Raw genomic sequence first — 25,126 nt, forward strand, 5'->3', positions numbered from 1 at the left:
GGCGGGACGGCTGTCTTTCGGGCCGCCATGACTGTTGCCTTTCGGGTTGGCGCGACCGCTGTCTTTCGGGCCCGGGGGACGGCCGTCTGTCGGGTCGGCATGACCGCTGTCTTTCGGGTCGCCCCGGCCGTCGTCTTTCAGATCCGGAGGACCGTCGTCTTTCAGGCCCGCAGGGGCCTGGTCTTTTGGGGGCGCGGGGAACTGCGCGAGAAGCCCCACCGGACCCGCACCCGACAACGCACCGGCCAGCACCGTATCCGGACCTACCCGTACCCCGACTCCGCGTACCGCACAACGAACCGCTCGCCCCCAGGAGCCCACATGCCCCCCACCAACGAACTCCGCACCCGGCGCCTCGACCTGCGCTACGGCGACCGGCTCGTGGTCGGCGGGCTGGACCTGACACTGCCCGGCGGCGCCGTGACCGCGATCGTGGGCCCCAACGCCTGCGGTAAGTCAACCCTGTTGCGAGGCCTCAGCCGACTGCTCGCCCCCACTGCCGGCACGGTCACCCTCGACGGCTCCGACATCCACCGCATGTCCGCCCGCGCCCTGGCCCTGCGGATGGGCCTGCTGCCGCAACAGCCCGTCACCCCCGAGGCGATCACCGTCGAGGCACTCGTACGGCTCGGCCGCTTCCCGCACCAGCGCCTGCTCAGCCCCTGGTCGACCGCCGATCAGCGCGCCGTCGACGAGGCACTGGACCGTACCGGCACGACGGCGCTGCGCGACCACCCCGTCGACAGACTCTCCGGCGGCCAGCGCCAACGCGCCTGGATCGCCCTGGCGTTGGCGCAGGACACCGACCTGCTCCTGCTCGACGAACCGACCACCTTCCTCGACCTCCGGCACCAGCTCGACGTCCTCGACCTGGTCGCCGCCCTGCACGCCGAGGCCGGCCGCACCGTGGTGATGGTGCTGCACGACCTCGGACAGGCCGCCCGTTATGCCGACCACATGGTCGTGCTCAAGGACGGGCGCCTCGCCGCCGCCGGCCCACCGGCCGACGTGCTCGACGCGGACCTGGTCAAGTCCGTGTTCGACGTGGACTGCCGGGTCATCCCCGACCCGGAGACCGGCACCCCGCTGGTCATCCCGAAGAGCGGCGCGACACGTCACGGCACCGCGCCCGCCACCACCTGACCGCCCGTCAACTCACTTACACCTTCCTCCTTTCACTCCTTCACCCGTTCACTCCTCACCCCTTCACCCCTTCACCTGTTCATCCCATCTGCCGATCAAGAAAGACTCCTCCCTCATGCTCAAGCGATCACCCCTGCGCGGATTCGGCCGCCCCGCCGCCGCACTGCTCACCGTCGTCCTCGGCACGGGCCTCCTCGCCGCCTGCGGCGACTCCGGCACGACGAAGGCGGACGACGCCGCCCAGGCCGGTGCGGACAGCGCCGCCTTCCCCCGCACCCTCAAGACCGTGATGGGCGACGTCGAGATCCCGGCGCAGCCGAAGAAGGTCGTCGTCCTCGACACCGGTGAGCTCGACGACGTGACCCTGCTCGGCGTCGACCCCGTCGGCGCCGTCGCCCCGCACTTCAAGACGGAGGGCGGCTTCCCCGCGTATCTGGAGGGCGACCTCAAGAACACCACGGACGTCGGCCCGCTCCTGGAGCCGAACCTGGAGAAGATCGCCTCCCTGCGGCCCGACCTGATCCTGTCCTCCAAGGTCCGGCACGAGAAGGTCTACGACAAGCTCAGCGCCATCGCCCCGACGGTCTTCACCGAGACCACCGGCGGTGTCTGGAAGGAGAACCTCAAGGTCCACGCCGAGGCGCTGGGCCTGGAGGACGAGGCCGCCGCCAAGCTCAAGGAGTACGAGACGCGGGCCGAGGCGCTCGGCGAGGCGATCAAGAAGAAGGACGGCGCCCTGCCGACCGTCTCCGTGGTCCGCTTCGTCGCCGGCCCTACCCGGCTCTACGCCTCCAACTCCTACAGCGGTGTCGTCCTGAACGACGTCGGCTTCCGGCGCCCGGAGTCACAGATCTCCGACGACCCGGCCGTGACCATGAAGGACGTCGGCCCGGAGGAGATCGACCAGGCCGACGCCGACCTGATCTTCGTCACCACCGCCGACACCCCGGACAAGACCCAGCAGAAGCAGGTCACCTCCAACCCCGTCTGGAAGGATCTGCCCGCCGTCGAGGACGGCAAGGTCTTCGAGGTCCCGGACGAGACCTGGATGTCCGGCATCGGCGTCCAGGCCGCCGAGGAGATGCTCGCCGACATCGCGAAGGCGACCGGCGTCGAACTCCCGAAGCGGTAACTCCCGCGGTACCCGGGGCGGGCCCCACCACGAGACGGGCCCGCCCCGCCCCACCCCCCACCTGCTAGCGGAAGCCGTGCACCACCCCATGCGCCTGTACCTGCTCGCCCTCAACCCCACCGACTCCGTCACCGAGGGCTTCCTGCCCGCCGCCGTACGGCTGGGCCTGGACGTCACCCTCCTCACCGACCAGCCCGACGCGCATCGCGCGGCCTACCCGGAGCACCCCGGGATCGAGATCCTCGACTGCGACGTACGGGACCACCGTGCCGTCATCTCCCGGATCTCCACCCGTCACCGGCCCGACGCGGTCTTCACCAACAGCGACCACCTCCAGACCCAGGCCGCCCTCGCCGCCCACTACTTCGACCTCCCCGGCAAGGACTGGCGGGCCGCGCTGCGGGCCAAGGACAAGGGCGAGATGCGGCGCCACCTCGCCGTGGCCGGCGTGGACACCGTGTGGTCCGCCGAGATCACCTCACCGGCCGACCTCACCGGCTCCCTCGTCGCCGATGCCCCGTACCCGTGCGTCGTCAAGCCCCGCGAGGGCGTCGCCAGCGAGGACGTCGTGCTCGTCGACAACGCCGAGGACCTCGTGGCACGCGCCAAGGAGATCCTGGCCCGCCGACCGGGCGGCACCCTGGTGGTCGAGGAGTATCTGCCCGGGGAGCTGTACACCCTGGAGACCCTCGGCGACGGCCGCGTCCGGCATGTGCTCGGCGGTTTCCACACCGAGTTGTCGCCGCCGCCGTACTTCATCGAGGAACGGCTCACCTTCGTCCCGGCCCACCCCGAACCGGTCGTCGCGCAGGTGCTCGCCCAACTCGACGCGCTGGGCGTCGGGTTCGGCGCCTGTCACACCGAATTCGTCGTCCACGACGGACGGGCCCGCGTGATCGAGGTCAACTACCGTGCCATCGGCGACCAGTGCGACCTGCTGCTCGCCCAGCTTCTCGACCTCCCGCTGTTCGAGCACATCCTCCGGGCCCACCTCGGGGAACCGCTCCCCGCCGACCTCGGCGTCGGGCGCGACGGCGCGGCCCGCCTGGAGTACCCCTGCGCCGACCGGGCCGGCACCCTCATCGCCGCACCGGCCGCGACCGACGTCACCGTCGAGGGGGTACGGCTGACGTACCGCCCGCTGCGCGCACTCGGCGAACGCCATGAGCTGTACCGAACCAACCGCGACTACCTCGGCGTCCTCCGCGCCACCGCCACCGCCACCGCCACCGCCACCGCCACCGCCACCGGCACCGGCACCGGCAGCACCGGTCAGCGGACCGTGGACCGGGTGGTGGCGGACTTCCTCGCCGCCCAGCGTTGGGAGATCCAGCCGTGACCGCGATCACTGCCATGACCGCACCGACCGCCATGCCGGCCCCTACCGCCGCGACCGGCATGACCGGCATGACGGCCGGACCTGCTGCGCCTGCTGCCCTTCCTGCACATGCCGTGCCTGCCGTGCCTGCCGCGTCCGCAGCGGACGCCGCCGAGGCCGAACTGCTCACCCGGGTGCTCGGCGCCCTGCTCCGCGAGGACGTGGTCGGCCTGCGTACCCGCAGCACGCCCGTCGACCTCCCGGACGGGGCCTGGCTGCGCCTGCCCACCGCCGACGGCGACGACGCCCTCCTCCTCCCCGTCACCGAGGACGGCTTCCAGCACACCCACGCCGCCCGACTGCCCCTCCTCGTCCGGGAGTCGGACGGCACACCCCTCCCCACCTGCGACACCGTCCTCGCCGCACTGCGCACCCTCGCCGACCCCGTCGACCGCGACGGCTTCGACGCCTTCGCCGAGGAGTGCCGCCAGACCCTCGCGACGATGCGGCTGCACGACGACACGGCGGAGGAGATCGCCGAGGGGCTCACCGACCTCTACGGCGCCGACCTCGCCGACTGGACGGGGCTGCGCGGCGGCCTGGCGTACGAGACGCTCGCGGCACGCCTCGACCACCCGGTCTACCCGACCGCACGCGGCCGCGCCGGACTCGACGAGGACCAACTGCGGCACTACGCACCCGAGTTCCACCCGACCTTCGCGCTCCAGTGGCTCGCCCTGCCCAAAGAGTCCCTCACCGTCACCGGGGACCTCCCGGACGGCTGGCCCACCCCCTCCGGGCTCGGGCTCGCGGACCTCGACCACACCCATGTCACCCTGCCCGTCCACCCGCTGACCGTCGGCGCGCCCCTGGACGCGGCACTGCGCGAGGCGGGGCTCGCGGACCGGGCCGTACTCGCCGACCGGGCGTACCTGCCGGTCGTCCCCACCCTGTCGATGCGCACGGTCGCACCCGCCGCCGCACCCTCCCTGCACCTCAAACTGCCCCTGGCCACCGCCACGTTGGGCCTGCGCAACAAGCGGTCCATCAAGCCCGGGACCCTCGTCGACGGTGCCGCCGGGCAGCGGCTGCTCGCGGCCGTGACCGACCGCGAGCCCCGCTTCCGGGGCCGGGTGCTGCACGCCGACGAGACGGTGTACGCGCACGCCGGCCACGAACTCCTCGCCGTCCTGTGCCGCCGCTACCCGACGGACCTCGACGACTGTGCCGTCGTGCCCATGGCCGCCCTCCTCGCCCAGGCCCCCGGCGGCCGACTGGTCCTGGACCACCTCGCCGACCGCTACCACGGCGGTGACCCGACCGCACTGCTCGACGCCGTGCTCACCCTGTTGTTCGACTGGCAGACGACGCTCTTCGGCTACGGCATCGCCCTGGAGTCGCACCAGCAGAACGTCTCCCTCGTGTTCGGCCCCGGCCCCGGCGACCTGCGGCTGCTGCTGAAGGACAACGACGGGCCCCGCGTGAACCTGGCCCGGCTGAGCGCCAAGCTCGGTGCGCATCCCGCGAGGTGGGGATTCGACGACGCCCGCACCTTCACCACCGGCGACCGAGCCGTGGCCGACCTCTTCACCACCATCACCGTCCATCTGTGCGCCGGCGCCTACGCGTTCGGCCTGGCCCGCCACGGCCGGGCCCCGCTGCCCGAGGTGCTGCGCCTCGTCCGGGACCGCCTCACCGAGGCCGTCGACCGCCTCGGCGGCGACGCGGCGGCTGTCCTGCGCGAGCGGGTGCTGAACGCCCCCGAGCTGCCGGTGAAGGCGATGGTGACCGCCGGGACGCTGCTGAGCAAGGAGCGGTCGGGCGCGGCCGACATCAACAAGCACTACACCACCGGGCCCAACTACCTTCTTGGGGAGGGGAGTCCGGTATGACCACCGAGACGCTCGCGGTGTCGCGCCCCGCGTTCGGCCGTCGGCAGGTCCACGCCGTGGCCGCCTGCTACTTCGTTGCGTCGTTCGCCGCGCTGGGGCTGCCGCCGTACTTCACCGAGATACTGCCCGGCCTGGGCGACCGCGCGGCCCGCTGGGCGGGTGTGCTGTACGTCGTGCCCACCGTGTTCAGCGCGCTCGCGGCACCCCTGTGGGGGCGGCTCGCCGACCGCTTCGGACGCAAACGGCTCCTGCTGCGGGCCCAGTTGGGCCTCGCCGTCTCCTTCCTGCTGGCGGGCTGGGCCGACTCGCTCACCATGTTCACGGTGGCGCTGGTGCTGCAGGGCATCCTGGGCGGCACGTTCGCGGCCTCCAACGGCTATCTGGGCGCCGCTCTGGACGGCCCGCGACTGTCGAGGGCGCTGACCCTGATGCAGGGCAGTGCGCGGGCCGCACTCGTCTTCGCGCCGATCGTCGTCGGCGCGCTGTCGCCGTGGCTGCCTCCGCACCGCCAGTACGCGCTCCTCGCCCTGCTTCCGCTCGCCGCCGCCCTGCTGCTCGCCGCGCTGCCCGAACCGGCCGAGGCCGAGGCCGAGGAGCCGGCGGAGCGGGAGCCGGAGGCCGCCGCCCCCGCCCCGAGGGCCGCACTGCGCCGGCTCTACGCCCTGGAGTTCGCCTTCGTGTTCTCCACGGTGATCTCCTTCCCCTATCTCATAGCCCTCGTCGAGGAACGCCTCCCCGGCGCCTCCGCCGTACTCTCCGGCCTGCTCTTCGCACTGCCGCACCTGTGCTACCTGCTCACGGCCCTGGCCGTGCACCGTGTGCTCCACGCCCGTCCCCGGCACGGCATCGCCCTCGGCTTCGCGCTGATCGCCCTCGGCCTGTCCGGGCACGGCGTCGCCGACACCCTGCCGGCCCTCGTCGTCGTACGGCTGCTCCTCGGCGCCGGTCTCACCCTCGGCATGGTCGGCCTGTCGGTCCTGGCCGCCGACTGCGCCCGGGGCCGCGCCCCCGGCGGGATGTTCGGCTCACTGGAGTTCTTCTCCAAGGCCGGCGCCGTCGCCGCCGGCGTGACCGCCGCCGTGGGCAGCGCCCGGTTCGGGTCCGCTGCCCCGGTGCTCATAGGCGGCGGCATGGCCGCCCTCACCGTCCTCGCGACCCTCCTGCCCCCACATCCGCGTACCCGCTGGAGCCACTGAATGCCCCCGCTCACCGACTCGCTCGGTACCACCCAGTTCCCCACCGCCGACGAGGCCGTGGCCCGCCCCCTCCCCACCGCCGACGACGCGGTGGCCCACACCCTCCTCAACTGCCTGCTGCGCGAGGTCTCCGGCCCCGAGCACCAGACCGCCGTCATCGACGGTCACCTCCTGGTGCGTCTGCCCCGCCGCGGCCTGCTCCTCCGGGTCGCCCTGCGCCGCAGGTCCCTGCTGGGCGCCCACCGTTTCACCGGCCCCGTCCAGGAGCAGTCCGACACCGGCTGGACCGCACTCGCCTGGCGCCGTCTCGCCGAATACGCCCACGACGAACTGTCCCTGCGGACCGGCGTCCGCAACGACGAGTTCCTGGACCAGATCGACTCCAGCCACCGCACCGTCGCCACCGCGCTCGCGGGCCGCGAGACCGGCGAGCGCACCGGGACCCGTGGGGCCGCCGCGCCGGGCCCGCACGCCTCCGCCTCCCACGGGCATCCGGACTATCTCGCCTCCGAGCAGTCCCTGCTCTTCGGCCACCGCTTCCACCCCACCCCCAAGGCCCGCACGGGCGACGCGGACGCCTGGCGGTCTTACGCCCCCGAGGCAGGCGCCTCCTTCCCGTTGCGCCGCCTCGCCGTCCGCGACCACCTGATCGCCGAGGAGACCGCCGAAGCGGGCGCCACCGCCGTGCTCGACCGGGAACACGGCGGCGTCCCCGACGGCTACCGACTGCTGCCCGCCCACCCCTGGCAGTACGCGATGCTCCGCGAACACCGTCTGCTGCGGGAGGCGTTGGGCAGCGGTGACATCCTCGACCTGGGCCCCGGCGGTCGGGAGTACGCGGCGACCGCCTCCGTCCGCACCCTCTTCGACGGTGACTCCTTCCTGAAGTTCAGCCTCAATGTCCGCATCACCAACTGCCTGCGCAAGAACGCCAGTTACGAACTCTCCGGCGCCGTCGCGCTCACCCGTGTGCTCGCGCCCGCCCTCACCGACCTGGAGACCCGCTTCCCCGGCAGCGCGATGCTCCGGGAACCCGCCTACCGCAGCCTCGCCGTCCCCGGCCCCGACGGCACCCCCGACCGGGCCCTCCTCGAAGGCTTCGGCGTCATCGTCCGCGAGGGCCTGTCCCGGCGACTGCTGCCCGGCACGACCCCGCTGCTCGCGGCCGCCGTCGCCGACGAGTACCCGACCAGCGCCGCCCATGTCTCCCGTCTCCTCGGCGGAGCGGGCCCGCGGACCGCGCTGCACTGGTGGCAGGCGTATCTGCGCCTCCTCGTCCCGCCCGTGCTCTCCGCCTACTTCGACCACGGCCTGGTCCTGGAACCCCACCTCCAGAACGTGCTGATCTGCGTCGACGGCGACGGGATGCCCGCCCAGGTCCTCTTCCGCGACCTGGAGGGCACCAAGCTCGTCCCCGACCACCACGCCGACACCCTCGCCGGGCTCCCGCCGGAGGTCGCGGGGCCGATGTCCTACGACGCCCGGCGCGGCTGGGACCGTGTCGTGTACTGCCTGCTCGTCAACCACGTCGCCGAACTGCTCGCCGCGCTCGCCGATCTGCACCCCGAGAGCGAGGCCGATCTGTGGGCCGCGGTCCGGGAGACCCTGCGGGACTACGCCGACGAGGAGGGCTGCCCGCCGCGCCTCGCCGCCCTCCTGGCGGGGGTCCCGCTCCCCGCCAAGACCAACCTCCTCACCCGCTGGGAACGCAAGGCCGACCGCGAGGCCGGCTACGTCCGTCTCCCCTCCCCGCTCGCCGAGGACGTCCTGCGCTGGAGCTCCCGGTGAACCGCGAACCCCGGACGAGCCACCGGCGCGTCACGAGCCAGGAGTCCTCGATGCCCCACCCCACCCCCGCCGTCCGCGACCGCGTCCTGACCCTCGCCCCCGCCGAACTGCCCGCCTACGTCTACGACTTGGCGGCGCTGCGGGAGCACGCCGCGCACGTACGGGCCGCCCTCCCCGAGCGGGTCGAGCTGTACTACGCGGCCAAGGCCAACCCGGAACCGGCGATCCTGGCCGCGCTCGCCCCGTACGTCGACGGCTACGAGGTCTCTTCCGGCGGCGAACTCGCCCACGTCGCCGAGGCGGTCCCGGGCCGTCCCCTGGCCTTCGGCGGGCCCGGCAAGACCCCCGACGAGATCCGGGCCGCCCTGGAGCGGGGAGTCGAGCGCTTCCACGTGGAGAGCCGGCACGATCTGCGCATGCTCGCCGAGCTGGCACGCCAGGTGGCACCGGACACGCGGATCGGGGTGCTGCTCCGCTTCAATCTCGCGGTGGCGGACGGCTCGCTGGCGGGCAGCGCGCTCGCCATGGGCGGACGGCCCACCCCGTTCGGCCTCGACCCCGAGAGCGCACCGGACGTGCTCCGCCCCCTCACGGACGGCACCCACCCCCATCTCGAACTGCGAGGCGTACACGCCCACTTGGCGAGCGGACTCCACGCACCCGAACAGCTCTCCGTCGCCCGCACGATCGTGGAGTGGGCGACCGGCCTGGGCGTACCGATCGCCGAGGTGAACGTGGGCGGCGGCATGGCCGTCGACTACACACGCCCCGAGAGCCGCTTCGACTGGCAGACGTACGGCAAGGGCTTGGCCGAACTCGCCGACGCACACCCGGAACTGACGCTGCGTATCGAACCGGGCCGCGCGCTCACCGCCTACTGCGGCTGGTACGCCACCGAGGTGCTGGACGTGAAGCGCAGCCACGGCGAGGAGTTCGCCGTGGTCCGGGGCGGCACCCACCATCTGCGCACTCCCGCCACCAAGGGACACGACCAGCCGTGCTCGGTCCTGCCGGTGGAGGAGTGGCCCCACCCCTGGCCGCGCCCGGCGGCCGAGGGGGAGCGCGTCAGCCTCACCGGACAGCTCTGCACGCCGAAGGACCTCCTCGCCCGGGACACCCTCGCTCCCGGACTGCGCGCGGGGGACCGGGTGGCCTTCGGCCTCGCGGGCGCGTATGCCTGGAACATCTCGCACCACGACTTCCTGATGCATCCGCGCCCCGGTTTCCACTTTCTCGACCGAACCGATGGGGGAGTGTGACCGTTGACAGGCGGGCGGGTCGGGCGCAAACTCATCCTCGATAAGTGAAGTGAAGTTCACTAGACGAACAAGGTCGGGGCCCGGGGGACGGGCGCGGCTCGTCCTCAACGACGAGGAGTACTCAATGCACACCACCGTCGGCATCATCGGCGGCGGCCCCGCGGGGCTGCTGCTGGCCCGTCTGCTGCACAACGCGGGAATCGACAGTGTGGTCCTGGAACGCAAGGACCGCACCTATGTCGAGCAGCGTCAGCGCGCCGGAATCCTGGAACAGGCCACCGTCGACGTCCTGCGCTCCGCCGGGGCGGGCGCGCGGCTGGACGCCGAGGGCATCCCGCACGACGGCATCGAGCTGCGTTTCGACGGCCGCGCCCACCGCGTCGACTTCCCCGAGCTGACCGGTGGCCGCCGGGTCTGGGTCTACGCCCAGACCGAGGTGGTCAAGGACCTCATCGCCCTCCAGCTCGCCGACGGCGGACCCCTGCTGTTCGAGGCGCAGGTGCACGCGGTGGAGGGTGCCGACACCGACCGGCCCGTGGTCCGCTACACCCACGAGGGCCGCGAGCAGACGCTGACCTGCGACTACGTGGTCGGATGCGACGGCTTCCACGGGGTGGCCCGGGACGCGGTGCCCGAGGGGGTGCGGACGTCGTACGAGCGGACGTACCCCTACTCCTGGCTGGGCATCCTCGCCGACGCCCCGCCCGTCTACGACGAGCTGATCTACGCCCACTCCGAGCGCGGGTTCGCGCTGGCGAGCATGCGCTCCCCGTCCGTGAGCCGTCTCTACCTCCAGGTCCCGAACGGAACCGACCCGGCCGACTGGTCCGACGAACGCATCTGGGACGAGCTGGACGCCCGCTTCGCGCTCACCGCCCAGCCCGGGTGGCGGCTCAAGCGGGGGCCGATCACGTCCAAGGCGGTCCTGCCGATGCGCAGCCACGTCACCGAGCCGATGCGCCACGGTCGGCTCTTCCTGGCCGGGGACGCGGCCCACATCGTGCCGCCCACCGGCGCCAAGGGCCTCAACCTGGCCGCCACGGACGTCATCGTGCTGGCCCGCGCCTTCGCCCGGCTCAAGGAGACCGGCTCGACCGAGCTGCTCGACGCCTACTCCGACACCTGTCTGCGCCGGGTCTGGCGGGCCGAGCACTTCTCGTACTTCATGACCACGACGCTCCACGCCGACCCCAGCCAGTCCCCGTTCGAGACCCGGCTCCAGCTCTCCCAGCTCGACCGCGTCGCCACCTCACGGCACGCGGCGGCCGAACTCGCCGAGAACTACACGGGGCTGCCGCTCGACACCGATCTCGGGTCGTCGTAGCCGCGCGACCGCACGGCCCGCTGCGCGACGGCACAGCGAGGGGCGCTCCCCCTGCCACGCGCAGGGGGAGCGCCCTGAAAAGCCGTAGGTGCCTCGATGGTGTCAGTGGGCGCCGAGGCCGCCGCTGCCGAAACCGCCGCTGCTGTTCTTGCTCCAGCGCGGCCGCTTCTTCTCCGGGCTCGGCCGGGTCCCCTGGTTGCCGTGCACCTCGTACGGTGTCAGCCGGCGGTCGCTCTGGGGGATCTCGTCCGGTTCGCGGAGCAGCCGCTCCTCGTGGACAGGGCCCCCTTCGGGGATCCGGGGCTGCTCATCGGGGCGCGGCCGGCGCGGCTCACGGGCGCGTACACGCGCGCCCAGCCAGAGTGCGCCGATCAGCATGGCCACCACCACGACGCCCGCCAGGAACGGTGCGATACCGCCCAGTACGCTGCGTTCTGCGGCTATATCAGTCCATTCCATGTTCATAAGGGATGAATACCCCCAATGTGTAGAGTGAACCGGCCCTGTTTCGCACGAGCTGACCGGGGGCGGACGGGTGCCCCGCCCCGGACCGTGGGAAACGGAATCGGGGGAACCGGTGCGGGCGGACGTCGCGCCCCGTGTTTGGTGGGAGCGGCTCCGGCTACCCGCCCCGGGTGACCACGACGACATCCCACCAGGAACTCATCCGGTTCCTCGAGGACCGCTTCGCGTGCGCTCAGGCCTGCACCGAGTGCGCGCGTGCGTGCGCGCTGCGGGCGAGCCTCGCCGATCCGGACGGCCCCGAGGGCCAGGAGAAGATGCGACGCAAGGGCATCATGTGCGCGGAGGTGTGCGACGCCACCTGCAGAATGCTCTCCGAGCAGACCAGCCTCGACGAAGCCGCCATCCGCCTCCAGGTCGAATGGTGCCGGACCGTCGCGCTGGAGTGCGCCCGTGTCTTCGACGACACCCCCGGCGCCGAGGACGGTGCGAAGTCCTGCCGCGAGTGCGCACAGGCCTGCACGGACTTCCTCGCCATCCTCCGCTGAGCCGCCCGGCCGGGTCCGGCGCGCGGTGAACGGGGCCGCCCCGCCTGTTCCCAATTACTGGAACACGTTCTAGCGTGTGCGCCGTCAGGTCGGCCTTGGGGAGCCTGGAGGCGCCGTGCACCTCGAATACACGCCCGAGCAGCAGCGGCTGCGCACCGAACTGCGCGCCTACTTCGTCGAGTTGGTCCCGGACGGCGCCTACACACGCCATGCCGACCCGGCGGCGCAGAAGCGGTTCTACCGCGAGACCATCCGCCGGCTCGGCGGCGACGGCTGGCTCGGCGTGGGCTGGCCGAAGGAGTACGGCGGACGCGGCCTGACCGCCATCGAACAGTTCATCTTCTTCGACGAGGCCGCGCAGGCGGGCGTGCCACTGCCTCTGATGGCGCTCAACACGGTCGGCCCGACGATCATGCAGTACGGCAGCGAGGAGCAGAAGGCGTACTTCCTGCCGCGGATCCTCTCCGGCGAGCTGGACTTCGCCATCGGCTACAGCGAACCAGACGCCGGCACGGACCTGGCCTCGCTGAAGACCCGTGCGGTGAGGGACGGCGACGAGTACGTCGTCAACGGGCAGAAGATCTGGACGACCAACGGCGACACGGCCGACTGGGTGTGGCTGGCGACCCGCACCGACCCCGACGCCCCGCCCCACAAGGGCATCACCATGCTCCTCGTCCCGACGACGGAGCCCGGCTACTCCTGCACCCTCATCAACACCCTCGCCTCCCACGACACCACCGCGAGCTACTACGAGAACATCCGGGTCCCCGTCTCCCTGCGCGTCGGCGAGGAGAACAAGGGCTGGCGGCTGATCACCAACCAGCTCAACCACGAACGTGTCACCCTCGCCGCCCACGGCACCATGGCCATCCGCTCCCTGCACAACGTCCAGCGCTGGGCCATGGAGACCAAGCTCGCCGACGGCCGCCGCGTCATCGACCTGCCCTGGGTGCGCCGCCGCCTCGCCCAGACCCACACCAGGCTCGACGCCCTCAAACTCCTCAACTGGCGCATGGTCAGCGCCCTGCAGGAAGGCACCCTCACCCCGCAGGACGCCTCCGCCGTCAAGGTCTACGGCTCCGAGGCCCGCCGCGACGCCTACGCCTGGCTCATGGAGATCGTCGCCGCCGCCGGCGTCCTCAAGGAGGGCTCCGCGGGCGCGGTCCTCCACGGCGAACTCGAACGCGGCTACCGCTCGGCGGTCATCTTCACCTTCGGCGGCGGCAACAACGAGATCCAGCGCGAGATCATCTCGTGGATCGGCCTGGGCATGCCCAGGGTGCGGCGCTAGCGTCAGGGGCGGACACCGTGGTGCCGGGCGTGTGGATCCGGACCGCCGCTGTGGACAGGAGCGCCTCCCGCCGCGAGGGCGGGAAGGTCGAGAAGAAGCGCAGGTCGACGAAGTGTTCCAGAGACAACCAGATGCCATGGGCGCACCTGACGGGGTGGACGCCCCCGCTCGCCCCGCGCCGGGCGACCCCGGCCTGTTCGGGCCGGCCTCCGTGACCTGGCAGGTCCACGGCGACCCCATGATGTGGATCGCCGGGGTCCGCGCGCTGTACCTCCAGGCCCTGCACCCGCGCGCGGTCCGCGGCGTCATGCAGAACTCCGACTTCCGCAAGGACGCCTGGGGTCGGCTGATGCGCACGGCGAGCTTCGTCGGCACGACGACGTACGGCACCACCGAGGCCGCCGAGCACGCGGGCGCCCGCGTCCGGAAGATCCACCGTCTGCTCTCGGCGACCGATCCGGACACTGGGGAACGGTACGGCGTCGACGAGCCCGAGCTGCTGCTGTGGGTCCACTGTGCGGAGATCGACTCCTATCTCCACATCCTGCGCCGCTCCGGCTACCCCCTCACCGAGGCAGCCGCCGACCGGTACGTCGGCGAACACCGCGTCAGTGCCCGCCTGGTGGGCCTCGACCCCGTCGAAGTGCCCGGGAGCACGGCTGAGTTGGCCGCCTACTTCGAGCGGGTGCGGCCGCAGCTGGCGGCCGGCCCCGAGGCACGGGAGGTCGACGACTTCCTGCGGCGGCCGCCCACCCACCCGTTGCTCGTACCGGCACGTGAGGCACTGTGGCGGCGCGTGGCGAACCTGGCGTACGCCTCCCTGCCGCCGTACGCCCACGAGTTGTACGGCCGACCCGGCCCCGCACCCGCCGTGGCCACCCGTCGCCTGCGGCTCACCGGAACCTTCCTGCGCTGTGTTCCCGCACGTCTGCGCTGGCAACTCCCGCCCAAGCACATCCTGCGCGCCATGTCACGGCTCGGCCCCGGGTCCCGCCCCGCACCGTACAAAGTCGGCAGATAGGCCGCCATACTGGACGGGCCAGGGGAGGGCGGGTCCGTTCGGATACGGGGGCGATCGTCGGCGATGGGGGACACCAGGCTGATCCAGGGCCGGTACCGGCTGCTCGATCTGATCGGGCGCGGGGGAATGGGCGAGGTCTGGCGGGCGAGGGACGAGTCACTGGGGCGGCAGGTCGCGGTCAAGTGCCTCAAACCCCTCGACGCCCAGCCCGACCAGTCCTTCACCCGGGTCCTGCGGGAACGCTTCCGGCGCGAGGCACGCGTCGCGGCGGCCCTCCAGCACCGGGGCGTGACCGTCGTGCACGACTTCGGCGAGTCCGACGGAGTGCTGTTCCTCGTCATGGAGTTGCTGGAGGGCCGCAACCTCAGCCAGCTCCTGGAGGACAACAGGCACCATCCGCTGGCCGTCCCCGTGGTCGTCGAGATCGCCGACCAGGTGGCGTCCGCCCTCGCCTACACCCACCTCCAGGGCATCGTGCACCGCGACCTGAAGCCCGCCAACATCATGCTGCTCACCGACGGCACTGTGAAGATCTGCGACTTCGGCATAGCGCGCCTGGGCCGTGACGTCACCTTCACCTCCCGCCTCACCGGCACCGGCATCGCGATGGGCACCCCGCACTACATGTCGCCCGAGCAGATCATCGGCGGTCAGGTCGACCGGCGCAGCGACCTCTACTCGTTCGGCTGCGTGCTCTACGAGATCGTCACCGGTGTGCCGCCGTTCGACCTGGACGACGCCTGGGCGGTGCTCATGGGCCACCGCGACACCGTGCCGACACCCCCGCGCAGCCACCGCGACGAGGTGCCCGAGTACCTCGACCGGATCATCCTCGACCTGCTCGCCAAGGAGCCGGAGGAACGTCCCCACGACGCCCGTGAGCTGGCCCGGAGGGTCGACGAGGGGCGGGCGGCGACGGCTCCGGCGGCCGCCCGCGCCCACGGCCCGACCGCGGCCCCGCCCTTGTCCGCCCCCGAAGCCGCTCCCGGCCCGCCCCGGCCCAGGGCACGCCCCGGCCGACCGCCGTCGCGCGAACCCCGGCTGCCCTCCTGGACACGGGGCATGACCACCGGTCACAAGGCCGCCGGAACCGGACCGGGCCTGCCCCCGCCGGACCCCTCCGCAGGGCTCACCGGCGACTGGATCGCCCGCCCCGCCACCGGCCGCGTCGAACACCCCGCACAGGACGAACGGCCCGCCCCGCCAGCGGAGTTGATCACCATCCTGGCCGGCCGGCACAGCGCGGGCCTGAGTCTCGGCCGCCTCGGCCGCTGGACGGAGGCCGGCGAGGTGCACCGCGCGGTCGCCGCCGAACGCGAGCACGCCCTCGGCCCCGACCATCCCGACACGCTCTCCAGCCGCTACGAGGTGGGCTTCACCCTGAGCCGCACCGGACGCCCCGCCGACGCGCTGCGCGAGTTCGCCCACGTGGCCCGCGCCCGCGAGCAGGTCCTCGGCCCCGAGCACCCCGAGACCCTCGCCGCCCGGCAGGAAATGGCTTATGTGCTGGGCCAGTTGGGCCGTCACCTGGAAGCCCACCAGGCCTACACCTCGGTCCTCGCCGTCCGCGAGCGCCTGGCCGGCCCCGACCACCCGGACACCCTGCGCTGCCGCCACAACCTGGCCTTCAACCTCAGCAGGCTCGGCCGCCTGGAGGAGTCGTACCGCATGGCGGACGACGTGGCCGCCGTCCGCGCCCGGGTGCTCGGTCCCCATCACCCCGACACCCTCGTGACCCGGTACGAGGTCGCCTACGCCCTAGGCCAGTTGGGCCGCTGGCCCGAGGCCCTGCGGACCTACCAGGAGGTCGCCGACTCCCGAGCCCAGGCCCTCGGCCCCGACCACCCCGACACGCTCGCCGCCCGCCACGAGGTCGGCATCAGCCTCGGCAGGCTGGGCCGCAGCGCCGACGCGCTCGGTCTCTACCGCGCCCTGGTCGACGACCGCACCCGCGTCCACGGCCCCGCCCACACCGAGACGCTCCGCGCCCGCCACGGCCTCGGTGTCAACCTCGGCCGCCTCGGGCGCTGGGAGGAGGCGCTCGCCGAGTCCCGTGACGTGTGCGCCCTGCGCGAGCGCGTCCTCGGCCCGGACCACCCCGACACCCTCGTCAGCCGCCGTGAGGTCGCCGTCGGCCTCGGCTGGCTCGGCCGCTGGGGCGACGCCCTCACCGAGTACCGGCGGGTCGCCGACGCCCGCGAGCGAGTCCTCGGCCCCGACCACCCCGACGCCCTCGCCAGCCGCAACGACGAGGCGCACTGCCTGGAGCAGCTCGGTCGCGGCCAGGAGGCGGTGGAGCTGTACCGACGCGTCGCGGAGTTACGCCGAGTGCGGCCGACCGGCCACCGCTGAGCGCCGCCCACCGGACCGGGCCTCCGCCACCGGGTCGGACCCGCCACCGGGCCTTGCCTCCGCCACCGGGGCCGGACCCCGCCACCGGTCCGCCGCCCCGCCGCCCGCCGTTGATCCGCCTGACCCGTTCCCCTGGCCGACCCCGATCGGCGCGTGTTACCAAGAGCCATGCCTGCCACCCCCGGACCCTCAGCACGCCCCGCACGCCCCGCACGCCCGAGCGGGCCCCGGTCGCACGACTCCTACGACGCCGTGATCGTCGGCGGCGGTCACAACGGTCTGGTCGCCGCCGCGTACCTCGCGCGCGCGGGCCGGTCCGTCCTCGTGCTGGAGCGGCTGGACCACACCGGCGGAGCAGCCGTCTCCACACGCCCCTTCGCCGGGGTCGACGCCCGACTGTCGCGGTACTCCTACCTGGTCAGCCTGCTGCCCCGGAAGATCGTGCGGGACCTGGACCTCGACTTCCGGGTCCGCGGCCGCACGATCTCCTCCTACACCCCCGTCGAACGCGACGGCCGGCCCACCGGTCTGCTCGTCGGCGGCGGCGAGCACCGCACCCGCGAGGCCTTCGGGCGGCTCACCGGTTCGGGCCGCGAGTACGAGGCCTGGCAGCGGTTCTACGGGATGACGGGCCGGGTCGCCGAACGGGTGTTCCCCACACTCACCGAGCCCCTCCCCACCCGGGACGAACTGCGCCGACGCGTCGACGACGCCGAGGCGTGGCGGACGCTCTTCGAGGAGCCGATCGGGGCCGCCGTCGAGTCGACGTTCACCGACGACCTCGTACGCGGTGTCGTCCTCACCGACGCGCTCATCGGCACCTTCGCGGACGCCCACGATCCCTCGCTGCGCCAGAACCGCTGCTTCCTCTACCACGTGATCGGCGGTGGTACGGGCGCCTGGCACGTGCCCGTCGGCGGCATGGGTGCCCTCACGGACGCGCTGGCCGGGGCCGCGCGCGACGCCGGTGCCGTCATCGCCACGGGCCACGAGGTCCGGCGGATCGCCACGGACGGCCGGTCCGCCGAGATCACCTACCGGACCGCCGACGCGGAGGGCACGGTCGCCGCCCGGCATGTCCTGGTGAACGCCTCGCCGCAGCAGCTGGCCGCCCTGACCGGCGACGAACCGCCCGCTCCGGCCGAGGGCGCCCAGCTCAAGGTGAACATGCTGCTCAAGCGGCTCCCCAGGCTCCGGGACGAGTCCGTCGATCCGCACGAGGCCTTCGCCGGGACCTTCCACATCGCCGAGGGGTACGGCCAACTGGCGGCCGCCCACGCCCAGGCCGCCGCCGGAACACTGCCCGAGGCCCCGCCCTCCGAGATCTACTGCCACTCCCTCACCGATCCGACCATCCTCGGCCCGGACCTCGTCGAGCAGGGTTACCAGACGCTCACTCTGTTCGGTCTGCACACACCCGCGCGGCTGTTCGAGGCCGACAACGACGGCGTACGCGAGGAACTCCTCAAGTCGACCCTCGCCCAGCTGGACGCCCATCTCGCCGAGCCCCTCGCGGACTGCCTGGCCACCGACGCCGACGGCCGCCCCTGCATCGAGGCCAGGACCCCCCTCGACCTGGAACGCGACCTGGGCCTCCCGGGCGGCAACATCTTCCACGGCGACCTCGCCTGGCCCTACGCCCAGGAGGGCATCGGCCGCTGGGGCGTGGCGACCCGCCACGCCAACGTCCTGCTGTGCGGCGCGGGCGCGGTACGCGGCGGCGGCGTGAGCGGCGTCCCCGGACACAACGCGGCGATGGCCGTCCTGGGGGAGTGAGGCGGCGAGGCCCCCGACCGCCTTGACCAATGTCCGGTCGCCCGACCCCCCCTGCCAAACAATGCGCCGTGCGCTGAAATCGACACCGCGAGCGGCAACGGGGGACCGCTCACGGGGGAGAGGCCCTGCTGATTGCCCGCGATCAGCAGGGCCACACCCCGTCAGGGTCGCGCCCGCAAGGGGCGCGGGGAACTGCGCGCCCAGCCCCACGCACCCCCGCACGAGACCGACGGCCCTTCTCTAGCACCTCTCTATGCCGAGGGTGAGCCGCCGCAGCCCGGACGCGCTGGCCGACGGGAGTACGACGGGCAGCCCGGGATCGCCGCGCCGTCGTGGATGAACCTGGCCTGGCTTCTGGAAGACCTCGCTGCCTTGGTCCGGCAAGGCCGACGACCACATCACCGTGGTCGGTCTTGAAGCGCCGGAGCCTGACTGGTGCCACGTGCTCATCCTCGCGTGGCGGTGACCGCGGTGGCCGCAGGCGCTGCGCACAGTGACACGAACACCCGTCTCATGAGCCGATCCCCCTGCTCTCACTTGGTCGTGGTTGCCGCGTGCTGACGTGTCCAGAGTGGTCCCGCCTCTCCGGGCGGTCGGCGGGTTTACCGTTGCCCGCCGTCACGTCGGCCAGGAAAACAAGTGGTGACCTGGGAGGACGTCGGAGTGGAGAGAACGCGGGGGCGTCTGTGGGGGCGAGGTGGCCACGGCGGGGCCACGGCTCGGTCACAACGGACACAAGCGGAATCACATCTTGCAGAAAATGCGCAGAATGCATTGACGCATGCATACGTCCCTCTTATCTTCTGATCGAACTTTCGCACAGTGTGCGTAATTTCGAACACATTCATGCCTCAGGGCAGTTCGCGCAGAAATGGGACGAGCGTTGAACAGAACCCTCAGAGCAGTCCTCGCCCTGCTCACCTCGGTGGCCGCCCTGCTGGGCCTCACTACCGCCCTCGCCGGTCCGGCCGGAGCCGACACCCCGCCGCCGGGACAGGTGACGCGGTACACGATGACCGCCTTCACCAAGACCAGCGAGTCGAACATGTACGTCTACGACTCGCCGGACGCCACCACGTACACCCTGCGCAAGGGCCCGGCGTACACCCCGCCGTCCGGTCTGATCCGTGACCCCAGCATCTTCAAGCACACCGACGGCTTCTACTACCTCACGTACACCACCAACTGGACCGGCAACACGATCGGCATCGCCCGCAGCGCCGACCGTCTGAACTGGACCTTCCTGTACAACTACACGGTCCCGATCAGCGGGATCACCCGCACCTGGGCGCCCGAGTGGTTCATCGACACCGACGGCAGCGTCAGCATCATCGTGACCCTGACGTCGGCGAGCACCGCCGTCCACTTCGCCCCCTGGAAGATCACGGCGACCGACTCCACGCTGACCAACTGGTCCGCGCCCACGCGGCTCGCCGGCATCGGCCCGAACCACATCGACACCTTCGTCGTCAAGATCGGCTCCACCTACCACGCCTTCGCCAAGAACGAGACGACGAAGCTCCTCGAGTACGCCACCGCCTCCAGCCTCACCGGCCCGTACACCTTCAAGAAGACCGGTGACTGGGCGGGCTGGGGAGACTGGGTCGAGGGTCCCGCGCTGGTCCAGCTCGATGACGGCGGCTGGCGCATCTACTTCGACGGCTACCGCGAGGGGAAGTACTGGTACAGCGACAGCTACGACAACTTCGCCACCTGGACCCCCAAGAAGGAACTGCCGGGCCTGAGCGGCTTCGTCCGCCACATGACCGTCCTGAAGGAGCGGGTGCCCAGCGGCGCGACCCTGCCGACCAACACCACCCGGTCGCTGCAGTCCGTCAACTTCCCGAGCCGCTACGCCGTGGTCCGCTCCGACAGCCTCGGCTACCTCGACCCGGTGGGCGACTCCAGCACCACCGCCGTGAAGCAGAGCGCGACCTTCACGATCGTGCCCGGCCTCGCCGACGCCACCTGCTACTCCTTCCGTGACTCCGCCGGCCGCTACATGCGCCACTGGGACTACCGGATCCGCTTCGAAGCCAGTAACGGCACCGCCACCTTCAACAAGGACGCCACCTACTGCGCCCAGCCGGGCAGCACGGCCGGCTCGGTCAGCCTGCAGTCGTACAACTTCCCCGACCGCTACCTCCGCCACTACGGCTACACACTCCGCATCGACCCCTTCCAGGACACGGCCGCCTTCAAGGCCGACAGCTCCTTCACCGCAGTGACCCCCTGGGCCTGATCCAGGACGGTTCCCCGCGCCCTCCGACAGGGGCGCGGGGAACTGCGCGACAAGCCCCATGACCCCGCATGGCCCGACCCCGGACACGCGGAGTCGGGCCCGTTGCCCGCCCGGACGGACTAGGTCCACGTTCCGGCTCTGGTCAGCGCTCCACCGGGTGTTCGCTCGCCTACGTGATCGTTGTCGCCGGGACCGTCGTCTGTCCGTTCTGTGCGGGCTTCCGAGGCACCGGAAGAATCCGACTGCTCGACTGCAGCAACGGCTTCGTCAGAACCGCCTGGCTGGTGCAGGTCGGCGGAGATATCCAGTTTGGGCATGGAAGCCGCCATTTGTCGGGCGAGGCGTTGCGCTGGTTTGTCGATCAACGCCATCTGGTCTGCAACCTAGCGGCACCGGCTGTGAAGACGCGCCTTGCGGGCGGCCGCATGCTCCAGTCGTTCGTCCGGCACGATCGGCTGCTCGTAGGAGATGGCCGTCCGCGCATGGACAGTACCGCGTCCCAGCCCGGGGGCCTGGCCCGCCGGCACCGTCATCTGCGCCAGTAAATCTGACGATGCATCAGAAAACCCCTTCCCTCGTCCGGAGGACTACGGCATCCTGCGCACCATGCAGACGGAGCTGAGCAACACCCTCGGAGTCCAGTACGCCGTCTTCGGCTTCACCCCGTTCCCCGCGGTCGCGGCCGCCATCAGCCGGGCCGGCGGCTTCGGGGTGCTCGGCGCGGTCCGCTACACGGCCCCCGACGACCTCAAACGCGACCTCGACTGGATCGAGGCCCATGTCGACGGCATGCCGTACGGCCTGGACGTCGTGATGCCGGCCAAGAAGGTCGAGGGCGTGACGGAGGCCGACATCGAGGCGATGATCCCCGAGTCGCACCGGCAGTTCGTCAAGGACACCCTCGCCCAGTACGGCGTCCCCGAACTCGCCGAGGGGGAGGCCTCCGGCTGGCGCATCACCGGCTGGATGGAACAGGTCGCCCGCAGTCAGCTCGACGTCGCCTTCGACTACCCGATCAAGCTGCTCGCCAACGCCCTCGGCTCCCCGCCCGCCGACGTCGTCGACCGTGCCCACGAGCAGGGGATCCTCGTCGCCGCGCTCGCCGGCAGTGCCCGCCACGCCCGCAAGCACGCGGACGCCGGTATCGACATCGTCGTGGCCCAGGGCTACGAGGCCGGCGGCCACACCGGCGAGATCGCCTCCATGGTGCTGACTCCCGAAGTCGTCGACGCCGTCGCCCCGTTGCCCGTGCTTGCCGCCGGAGGCATCGGCAGTGGACAGCAGGTGGCCGCCGCCCTCGCGCTGGGCGCCCAGGGCGTCTGGCTCGGCTCGCTCTGGCTGACCACGACCGAGGCCGAACTGCCCTCGCCCCGGCTGATCGAGAAGCTGCTCGCCGCGGGTTCCGGGGACACCGTCCGCTCCCGTGCCCTCACCGGGAAGCCGGCCCGCCAGCTGCGTACCGAATGGACCGATGCCTGGGACGACCCCACCGGACCGGGCACCCTCCCCATGCCCCTGCAGGGCCTGCTCGTCGCCGAGGCGGTGTCCCGCATCCAGAAGTACGAGGTGGAGCCGCTGCTCGGCACCCCGGTCGGGCAGATCGTCGGCCGGATGAACAGCCAACGCAGCGTCCAGGCCGTCTTCGACGACCTCACCCGGGGCTTCGAGAAAGCCGTGGACCGCATCAACCGGATCGCCGGAAGGAGCGAGGGACAGTGAGCCAAGACTCCCAAGGCCAAGACTCCCAAGGCCAAGACTCCCAAGGCCAGGTATCCCAGGGGCAGGCCTCTCAGGGCCAAGCCCCGCGAAGCGGGCCTCCCCAGGGCTTCTGGGCCCAGGCCACCGCGGACCCCGACCGTACGGTGCTCGTCGCGCCCGACGGCGAGGAATGGACCGCCGGACGGCTGCACGCCGAGACCAACCGGCTGGTCCACGGACTGCGCGCGGCCGGCCTCGAACGTGGCGACGCCTTCGCGGTGGTCCTGCCCAACGGCGTCGAGTTCCTCGTCGCCTACCTGGCCGCCACCCAGGCCGGCTTCTACCTCGTGCCCGTCAACCACCACCTCGTGGGCCCCGAGATCGCGTGGATCGTCTCCGACTCCGGCGCCAAGGTCCTCATCGCGCACGAACGGTTCGCCGAAGCCGCCCGGAACGCCGCCGACGAGGCGAAGCTCCCCGAGAGCCGACGGTACGCGGTCGGCACGGTCGAGGGATTCCGGCCGTACGCCGAACTCCCGGACGGGCAGCCCGAGTCGGTGCCCGCAGGGCGCACCCTCGGCTGGGTCATGAACTACACCTCGGGCACCACGGGCCGCCCCCGGGGCATCCGCCGCCCGCTGCCCGGCAAACTCCCCGAGGAGTCCTACCTGGGTGGCTTCCTCGGTATCTTCGGCATCCGGCCGTTCGACGACAACGTCCACCTGGTCTGCTCGCCGCTCTACCACACGGCCGTCCTGCAGTTCGCCGGAGCGTCCCTGCACATCGGACACCGGCTGGTGTTGATGGACAAGTGGACGCCCGAGGGAATGCTCCGCGCCATCGACACCCACCGCTGCACGCACACCCACATGGTGCCTACCCAGTTCCACCGGCTCCTCGCTCTCCCGGAGGACGTGCGCGCCCGCTACGACGTGTCGTCCATGCGGCACGCCATCCACGGGGCCGCGCCCTGCCCGGACCATGTGAAGCGGGCCATGATCGAGTGGTGGGGCGAGTGCGTCGAGGAGTACTACGCGGCCAGCGAGGGCGGCGGTGCCTTCGCCACCGCCGAGGACTGGCTGAAGAAGCCCGGCACGGTCGGCAAGGCCTGGCCCATCAGCGAGCTCGCGGTCTTCGACGACGACGGCAACCGGCTGCCGCCCGGTGAACTCGGCACCGTCTACATGAAGATGAGCACCGGCGGCTTCTCGTACCACAAGGACGAGGGCAAGACGCGCAAGAACCGCATCGGGGACTTCTTCACCGTCGGCGACCTCGGCGTTCTCGACGAGGACGGCTATCTCTTCCTCCGGGACCGCAAGATCGACCTGATCATCTCCGGCGGCGTCAACATCTATCCCGCCGAGATCGAGGCCGCCCTGCTCACCCATCCCGCCGTCGCCGACGCCGCCGCCTTCGGTATCCCGCACGACGACTGGGGTGAGGAGGTCAAGGCCGTGGTCGAACCGGCCCCCGGGTTCACACCGGGGCCGGTCCTGGCCGAGGAGATCCTGGCCCACTGCGCCCGCAGACTGGCCGGGTACAAGCGCCCGAGGAGCGTCGACTTCACCGAGGCGATGCCCCGCGACCCCAACGGCAAGCTCTACAAACGGCGGTTGCGGGAGCCGTACTGGGAGGGCCGGGAGAAGACCGTCTGAACCCCGGACGGCATCGGCACCGGAACCGGTATCGGCTGCGATGCCGGGGGCAACGGCGTCGCGGCGCCGCCAGCGGCGTCGGCACCGGCGTCGCGACCCCGCCACGGGTGTCGGCGTCGGCGTAGGCATCGACGTCCCGTCACGGTTTGCGCGCGACCCCGCCCAGTGCGATGACCTCGCCGTGGACCGGGGTCGCCGGGCCGGGGCGCCAGTCGTTCAGCGGGACGACCCCCGGTGCCAGCAGCTCCAACCCGTCGAAGAAACCGGCCAGTTCGGCCGGGCTGCGCAGGAAGTAGGGAGCCGCTCCACTCTCGTTGTAGCGGCGGGTGGCCTCGGCGTTCGCCTCGTGCGTGTCCACGCTGTCGTTGAACGCGAACCAGCTACCGGACGGCAGCGCGTCCATCAGGGCGCCGACGATGGCACGCGCCTCGGCGTAGTCGGCGATGTGCCCGCTGACCTGCATCATCGTCAGCCCGACCGGCCGGGAGAGATCGAGCGTCTTCGCGGCTTCCCGCAACACGGTCTCGGGGTCGTGCAGATCGGAGTCGATGTAGTCGGTCGCCCCTTCGGGCGTGCTGGTGAGGAGCGCCCGCGCGTGCGTCAGCACCAGCGGGTCGTTGTCGACGTAGACGACCCGCGCGTCCGGGGCGGTCCGCTGCGCGATCTCGTGCGTGTTGTCCGCCGTCGGCAACCCGGTGCCGATGTCCAGGAACTGGCGTATCCCCGCCTCACCGGCCAGGAAGGCGACCGCCCGGCCGAGGAACGCCCGGGAGTCGCGGGCGAGATCGGTGATGCCGGGGAACACCGCGCGGAAGGCGTCGCCGGCCGCGTGGTCGACCGGGTAGTTGTCCTTGCCGCCCAGCCAGTAGTTCCAGATCCGGGCCGAGTGCGGCACCGACGTGTCGATCATGGTCGTCGAATCCGTCTCCGGACGTAACGAGTCCTGAGCCACCGGGGGGCCTCCTCATGGGGATGGTGATATGCCAATGGCATGGTGCCGTCAGAAGAATGGTGCCGCCCCGA

General features: G+C 71.8%; 19 protein-coding genes. 17 read left to right on the forward strand and 2 right to left on the reverse strand.

The annotated features are described in order from the left end of the window. The first annotated feature begins 321 nt into the window (after positions 1 to 321). The 8 genes from GWK25_RS21690 (at position 322) to GWK25_RS21725 (ending at position 11,052) form a co-directional block, all read left to right on the forward strand. Entirely contained in the window at positions 322 to 1,143 is an 822-nt protein-coding gene (locus GWK25_RS21690) for an ABC transporter ATP-binding protein (protein ID WP_215452196.1), read from the forward strand. Positions 1,144 to 1,258: 115 nt separating this feature from the next. After that, a complete protein-coding gene (locus GWK25_RS21695) occupies positions 1,259 to 2,275 on the forward strand; it encodes an ABC transporter substrate-binding protein (protein ID WP_215452197.1) in 1,017 nt (338 codons plus the stop codon). An 88-nt stretch (positions 2,276 to 2,363) separates the two neighbouring features. Further along, a complete protein-coding gene (locus GWK25_RS21700) occupies positions 2,364 to 3,614 on the forward strand; it encodes an acetyl-CoA carboxylase biotin carboxylase subunit family protein (RefSeq protein WP_215452198.1) in 1,251 nt (416 codons plus the stop codon). 68 nt (positions 3,615 to 3,682) lie between these two features. After that, the gene (locus GWK25_RS21705) at positions 3,683 to 5,485 is read left to right on the forward strand and encodes an IucA/IucC family protein (RefSeq protein WP_374200695.1); all 1,803 of its coding nucleotides are present in this window, start codon (positions 3,683 to 3,685) and stop codon (positions 5,483 to 5,485) included. Next, positions 5,482 to 6,681 carry an MFS transporter gene (locus tag GWK25_RS21710; RefSeq protein WP_215452199.1) on the forward strand — a complete coding sequence of 400 codons (1,200 nt, stop codon included), beginning with the start codon at positions 5,482 to 5,484 and terminating at the stop codon, positions 6,679 to 6,681. The genes GWK25_RS21705 and GWK25_RS21710 overlap by 4 nt, the downstream gene beginning before the upstream one ends. Next, positions 6,682 to 8,469 carry an IucA/IucC family siderophore biosynthesis protein gene (locus GWK25_RS21715; protein WP_215452200.1) on the forward strand — a complete coding sequence of 596 codons (1,788 nt, stop codon included), beginning with the start codon at positions 6,682 to 6,684 and terminating at the stop codon, positions 8,467 to 8,469. A 50-nt stretch (positions 8,470 to 8,519) separates the two neighbouring features. After that, complete coding sequence (locus GWK25_RS21720; RefSeq protein ID WP_215452201.1) at positions 8,520 to 9,728, forward strand: type III PLP-dependent enzyme; 1,209 nt, start codon at positions 8,520 to 8,522, stop codon at positions 9,726 to 9,728. A gap of 124 nt (positions 9,729 to 9,852) precedes the next feature. Continuing rightward, positions 9,853 to 11,052, forward strand: coding sequence for a 4-hydroxybenzoate 3-monooxygenase (locus tag GWK25_RS21725; protein ID WP_215452202.1), 1,200 nt, complete (start codon positions 9,853 to 9,855; stop codon positions 11,050 to 11,052). A 102-nt stretch (positions 11,053 to 11,154) separates the two neighbouring features. Here the strand turns inward: GWK25_RS21725 and GWK25_RS21730 are convergent, their stop codons facing one another. Further along, positions 11,155 to 11,517, reverse strand: a complete 363-nt coding sequence (locus GWK25_RS21730; RefSeq protein ID WP_215452203.1) for a DUF6479 family protein — start codon at positions 11,515 to 11,517, stop codon at positions 11,155 to 11,157. A gap of 170 nt (positions 11,518 to 11,687) precedes the next feature. Between GWK25_RS21730 and GWK25_RS21735 the strand changes: the two genes are divergently transcribed. From GWK25_RS21735 to GWK25_RS21775, 9 genes are all read left to right on the forward strand, one after another. Beyond that, positions 11,688 to 12,062 carry a ferredoxin gene (locus tag GWK25_RS21735; RefSeq protein WP_215452204.1) on the forward strand — a complete coding sequence of 125 codons (375 nt, stop codon included), beginning with the start codon at positions 11,688 to 11,690 and terminating at the stop codon, positions 12,060 to 12,062. A gap of 115 nt (positions 12,063 to 12,177) precedes the next feature. Continuing rightward, the gene (locus GWK25_RS21740) at positions 12,178 to 13,356 is read left to right on the forward strand and encodes an acyl-CoA dehydrogenase family protein (RefSeq protein WP_215452205.1); all 1,179 of its coding nucleotides are present in this window, start codon (positions 12,178 to 12,180) and stop codon (positions 13,354 to 13,356) included. A gap of 136 nt (positions 13,357 to 13,492) precedes the next feature. Beyond that, entirely contained in the window at positions 13,493 to 14,377 is an 885-nt protein-coding gene (locus GWK25_RS21745; protein WP_215452206.1) for an oxygenase MpaB family protein, read from the forward strand. A 63-nt stretch (positions 14,378 to 14,440) separates the two neighbouring features. Further along, positions 14,441 to 16,729, forward strand: a complete 2,289-nt coding sequence (locus tag GWK25_RS21750; protein ID WP_215452207.1) for a serine/threonine-protein kinase — start codon at positions 14,441 to 14,443, stop codon at positions 16,727 to 16,729. 168 nt (positions 16,730 to 16,897) lie between these two features. Next, complete coding sequence (locus GWK25_RS21755; RefSeq protein ID WP_215452208.1) at positions 16,898 to 18,505, forward strand: NAD(P)/FAD-dependent oxidoreductase; 1,608 nt, start codon at positions 16,898 to 16,900, stop codon at positions 18,503 to 18,505. An 883-nt stretch (positions 18,506 to 19,388) separates the two neighbouring features. Next, positions 19,389 to 20,747, forward strand: a complete 1,359-nt coding sequence (locus tag GWK25_RS21760) for a glycoside hydrolase family 43 protein (protein WP_215452209.1) — start codon at positions 19,389 to 19,391, stop codon at positions 20,745 to 20,747. Positions 20,748 to 20,920: 173 nt separating this feature from the next. After that, complete coding sequence (locus GWK25_RS21765) at positions 20,921 to 21,292, forward strand: hypothetical protein (protein ID WP_215452210.1); 372 nt, start codon at positions 20,921 to 20,923, stop codon at positions 21,290 to 21,292. A gap of 61 nt (positions 21,293 to 21,353) precedes the next feature. Then, on the forward strand, positions 21,354 to 22,466 hold the full coding sequence (locus tag GWK25_RS21770) for a nitronate monooxygenase family protein (RefSeq protein WP_215452211.1): 1,113 nt from the start codon (positions 21,354 to 21,356) through the stop codon (positions 22,464 to 22,466). Between the two features lie 143 nt (positions 22,467 to 22,609). Beyond that, positions 22,610 to 24,103 carry an acyl-CoA synthetase gene (locus GWK25_RS21775; RefSeq protein ID WP_308404280.1) on the forward strand — a complete coding sequence of 498 codons (1,494 nt, stop codon included), beginning with the start codon at positions 22,610 to 22,612 and terminating at the stop codon, positions 24,101 to 24,103. Positions 24,104 to 24,242: 139 nt separating this feature from the next. Here the strand turns inward: GWK25_RS21775 and GWK25_RS21780 are convergent, their stop codons facing one another. Then, positions 24,243 to 25,055, reverse strand: a complete 813-nt coding sequence (locus tag GWK25_RS21780; RefSeq protein WP_374200630.1) for an SAM-dependent methyltransferase — start codon at positions 25,053 to 25,055, stop codon at positions 24,243 to 24,245. Between the last annotated feature and the right edge of the window lie 71 nt (positions 25,056 to 25,126).

It is taken from the genome of Streptomyces sp. ATCC 21386 (genome assembly GCF_018728545.1).
GTDB lineage: Bacteria > Actinomycetota > Actinomycetes > Streptomycetales > Streptomycetaceae > Streptomyces.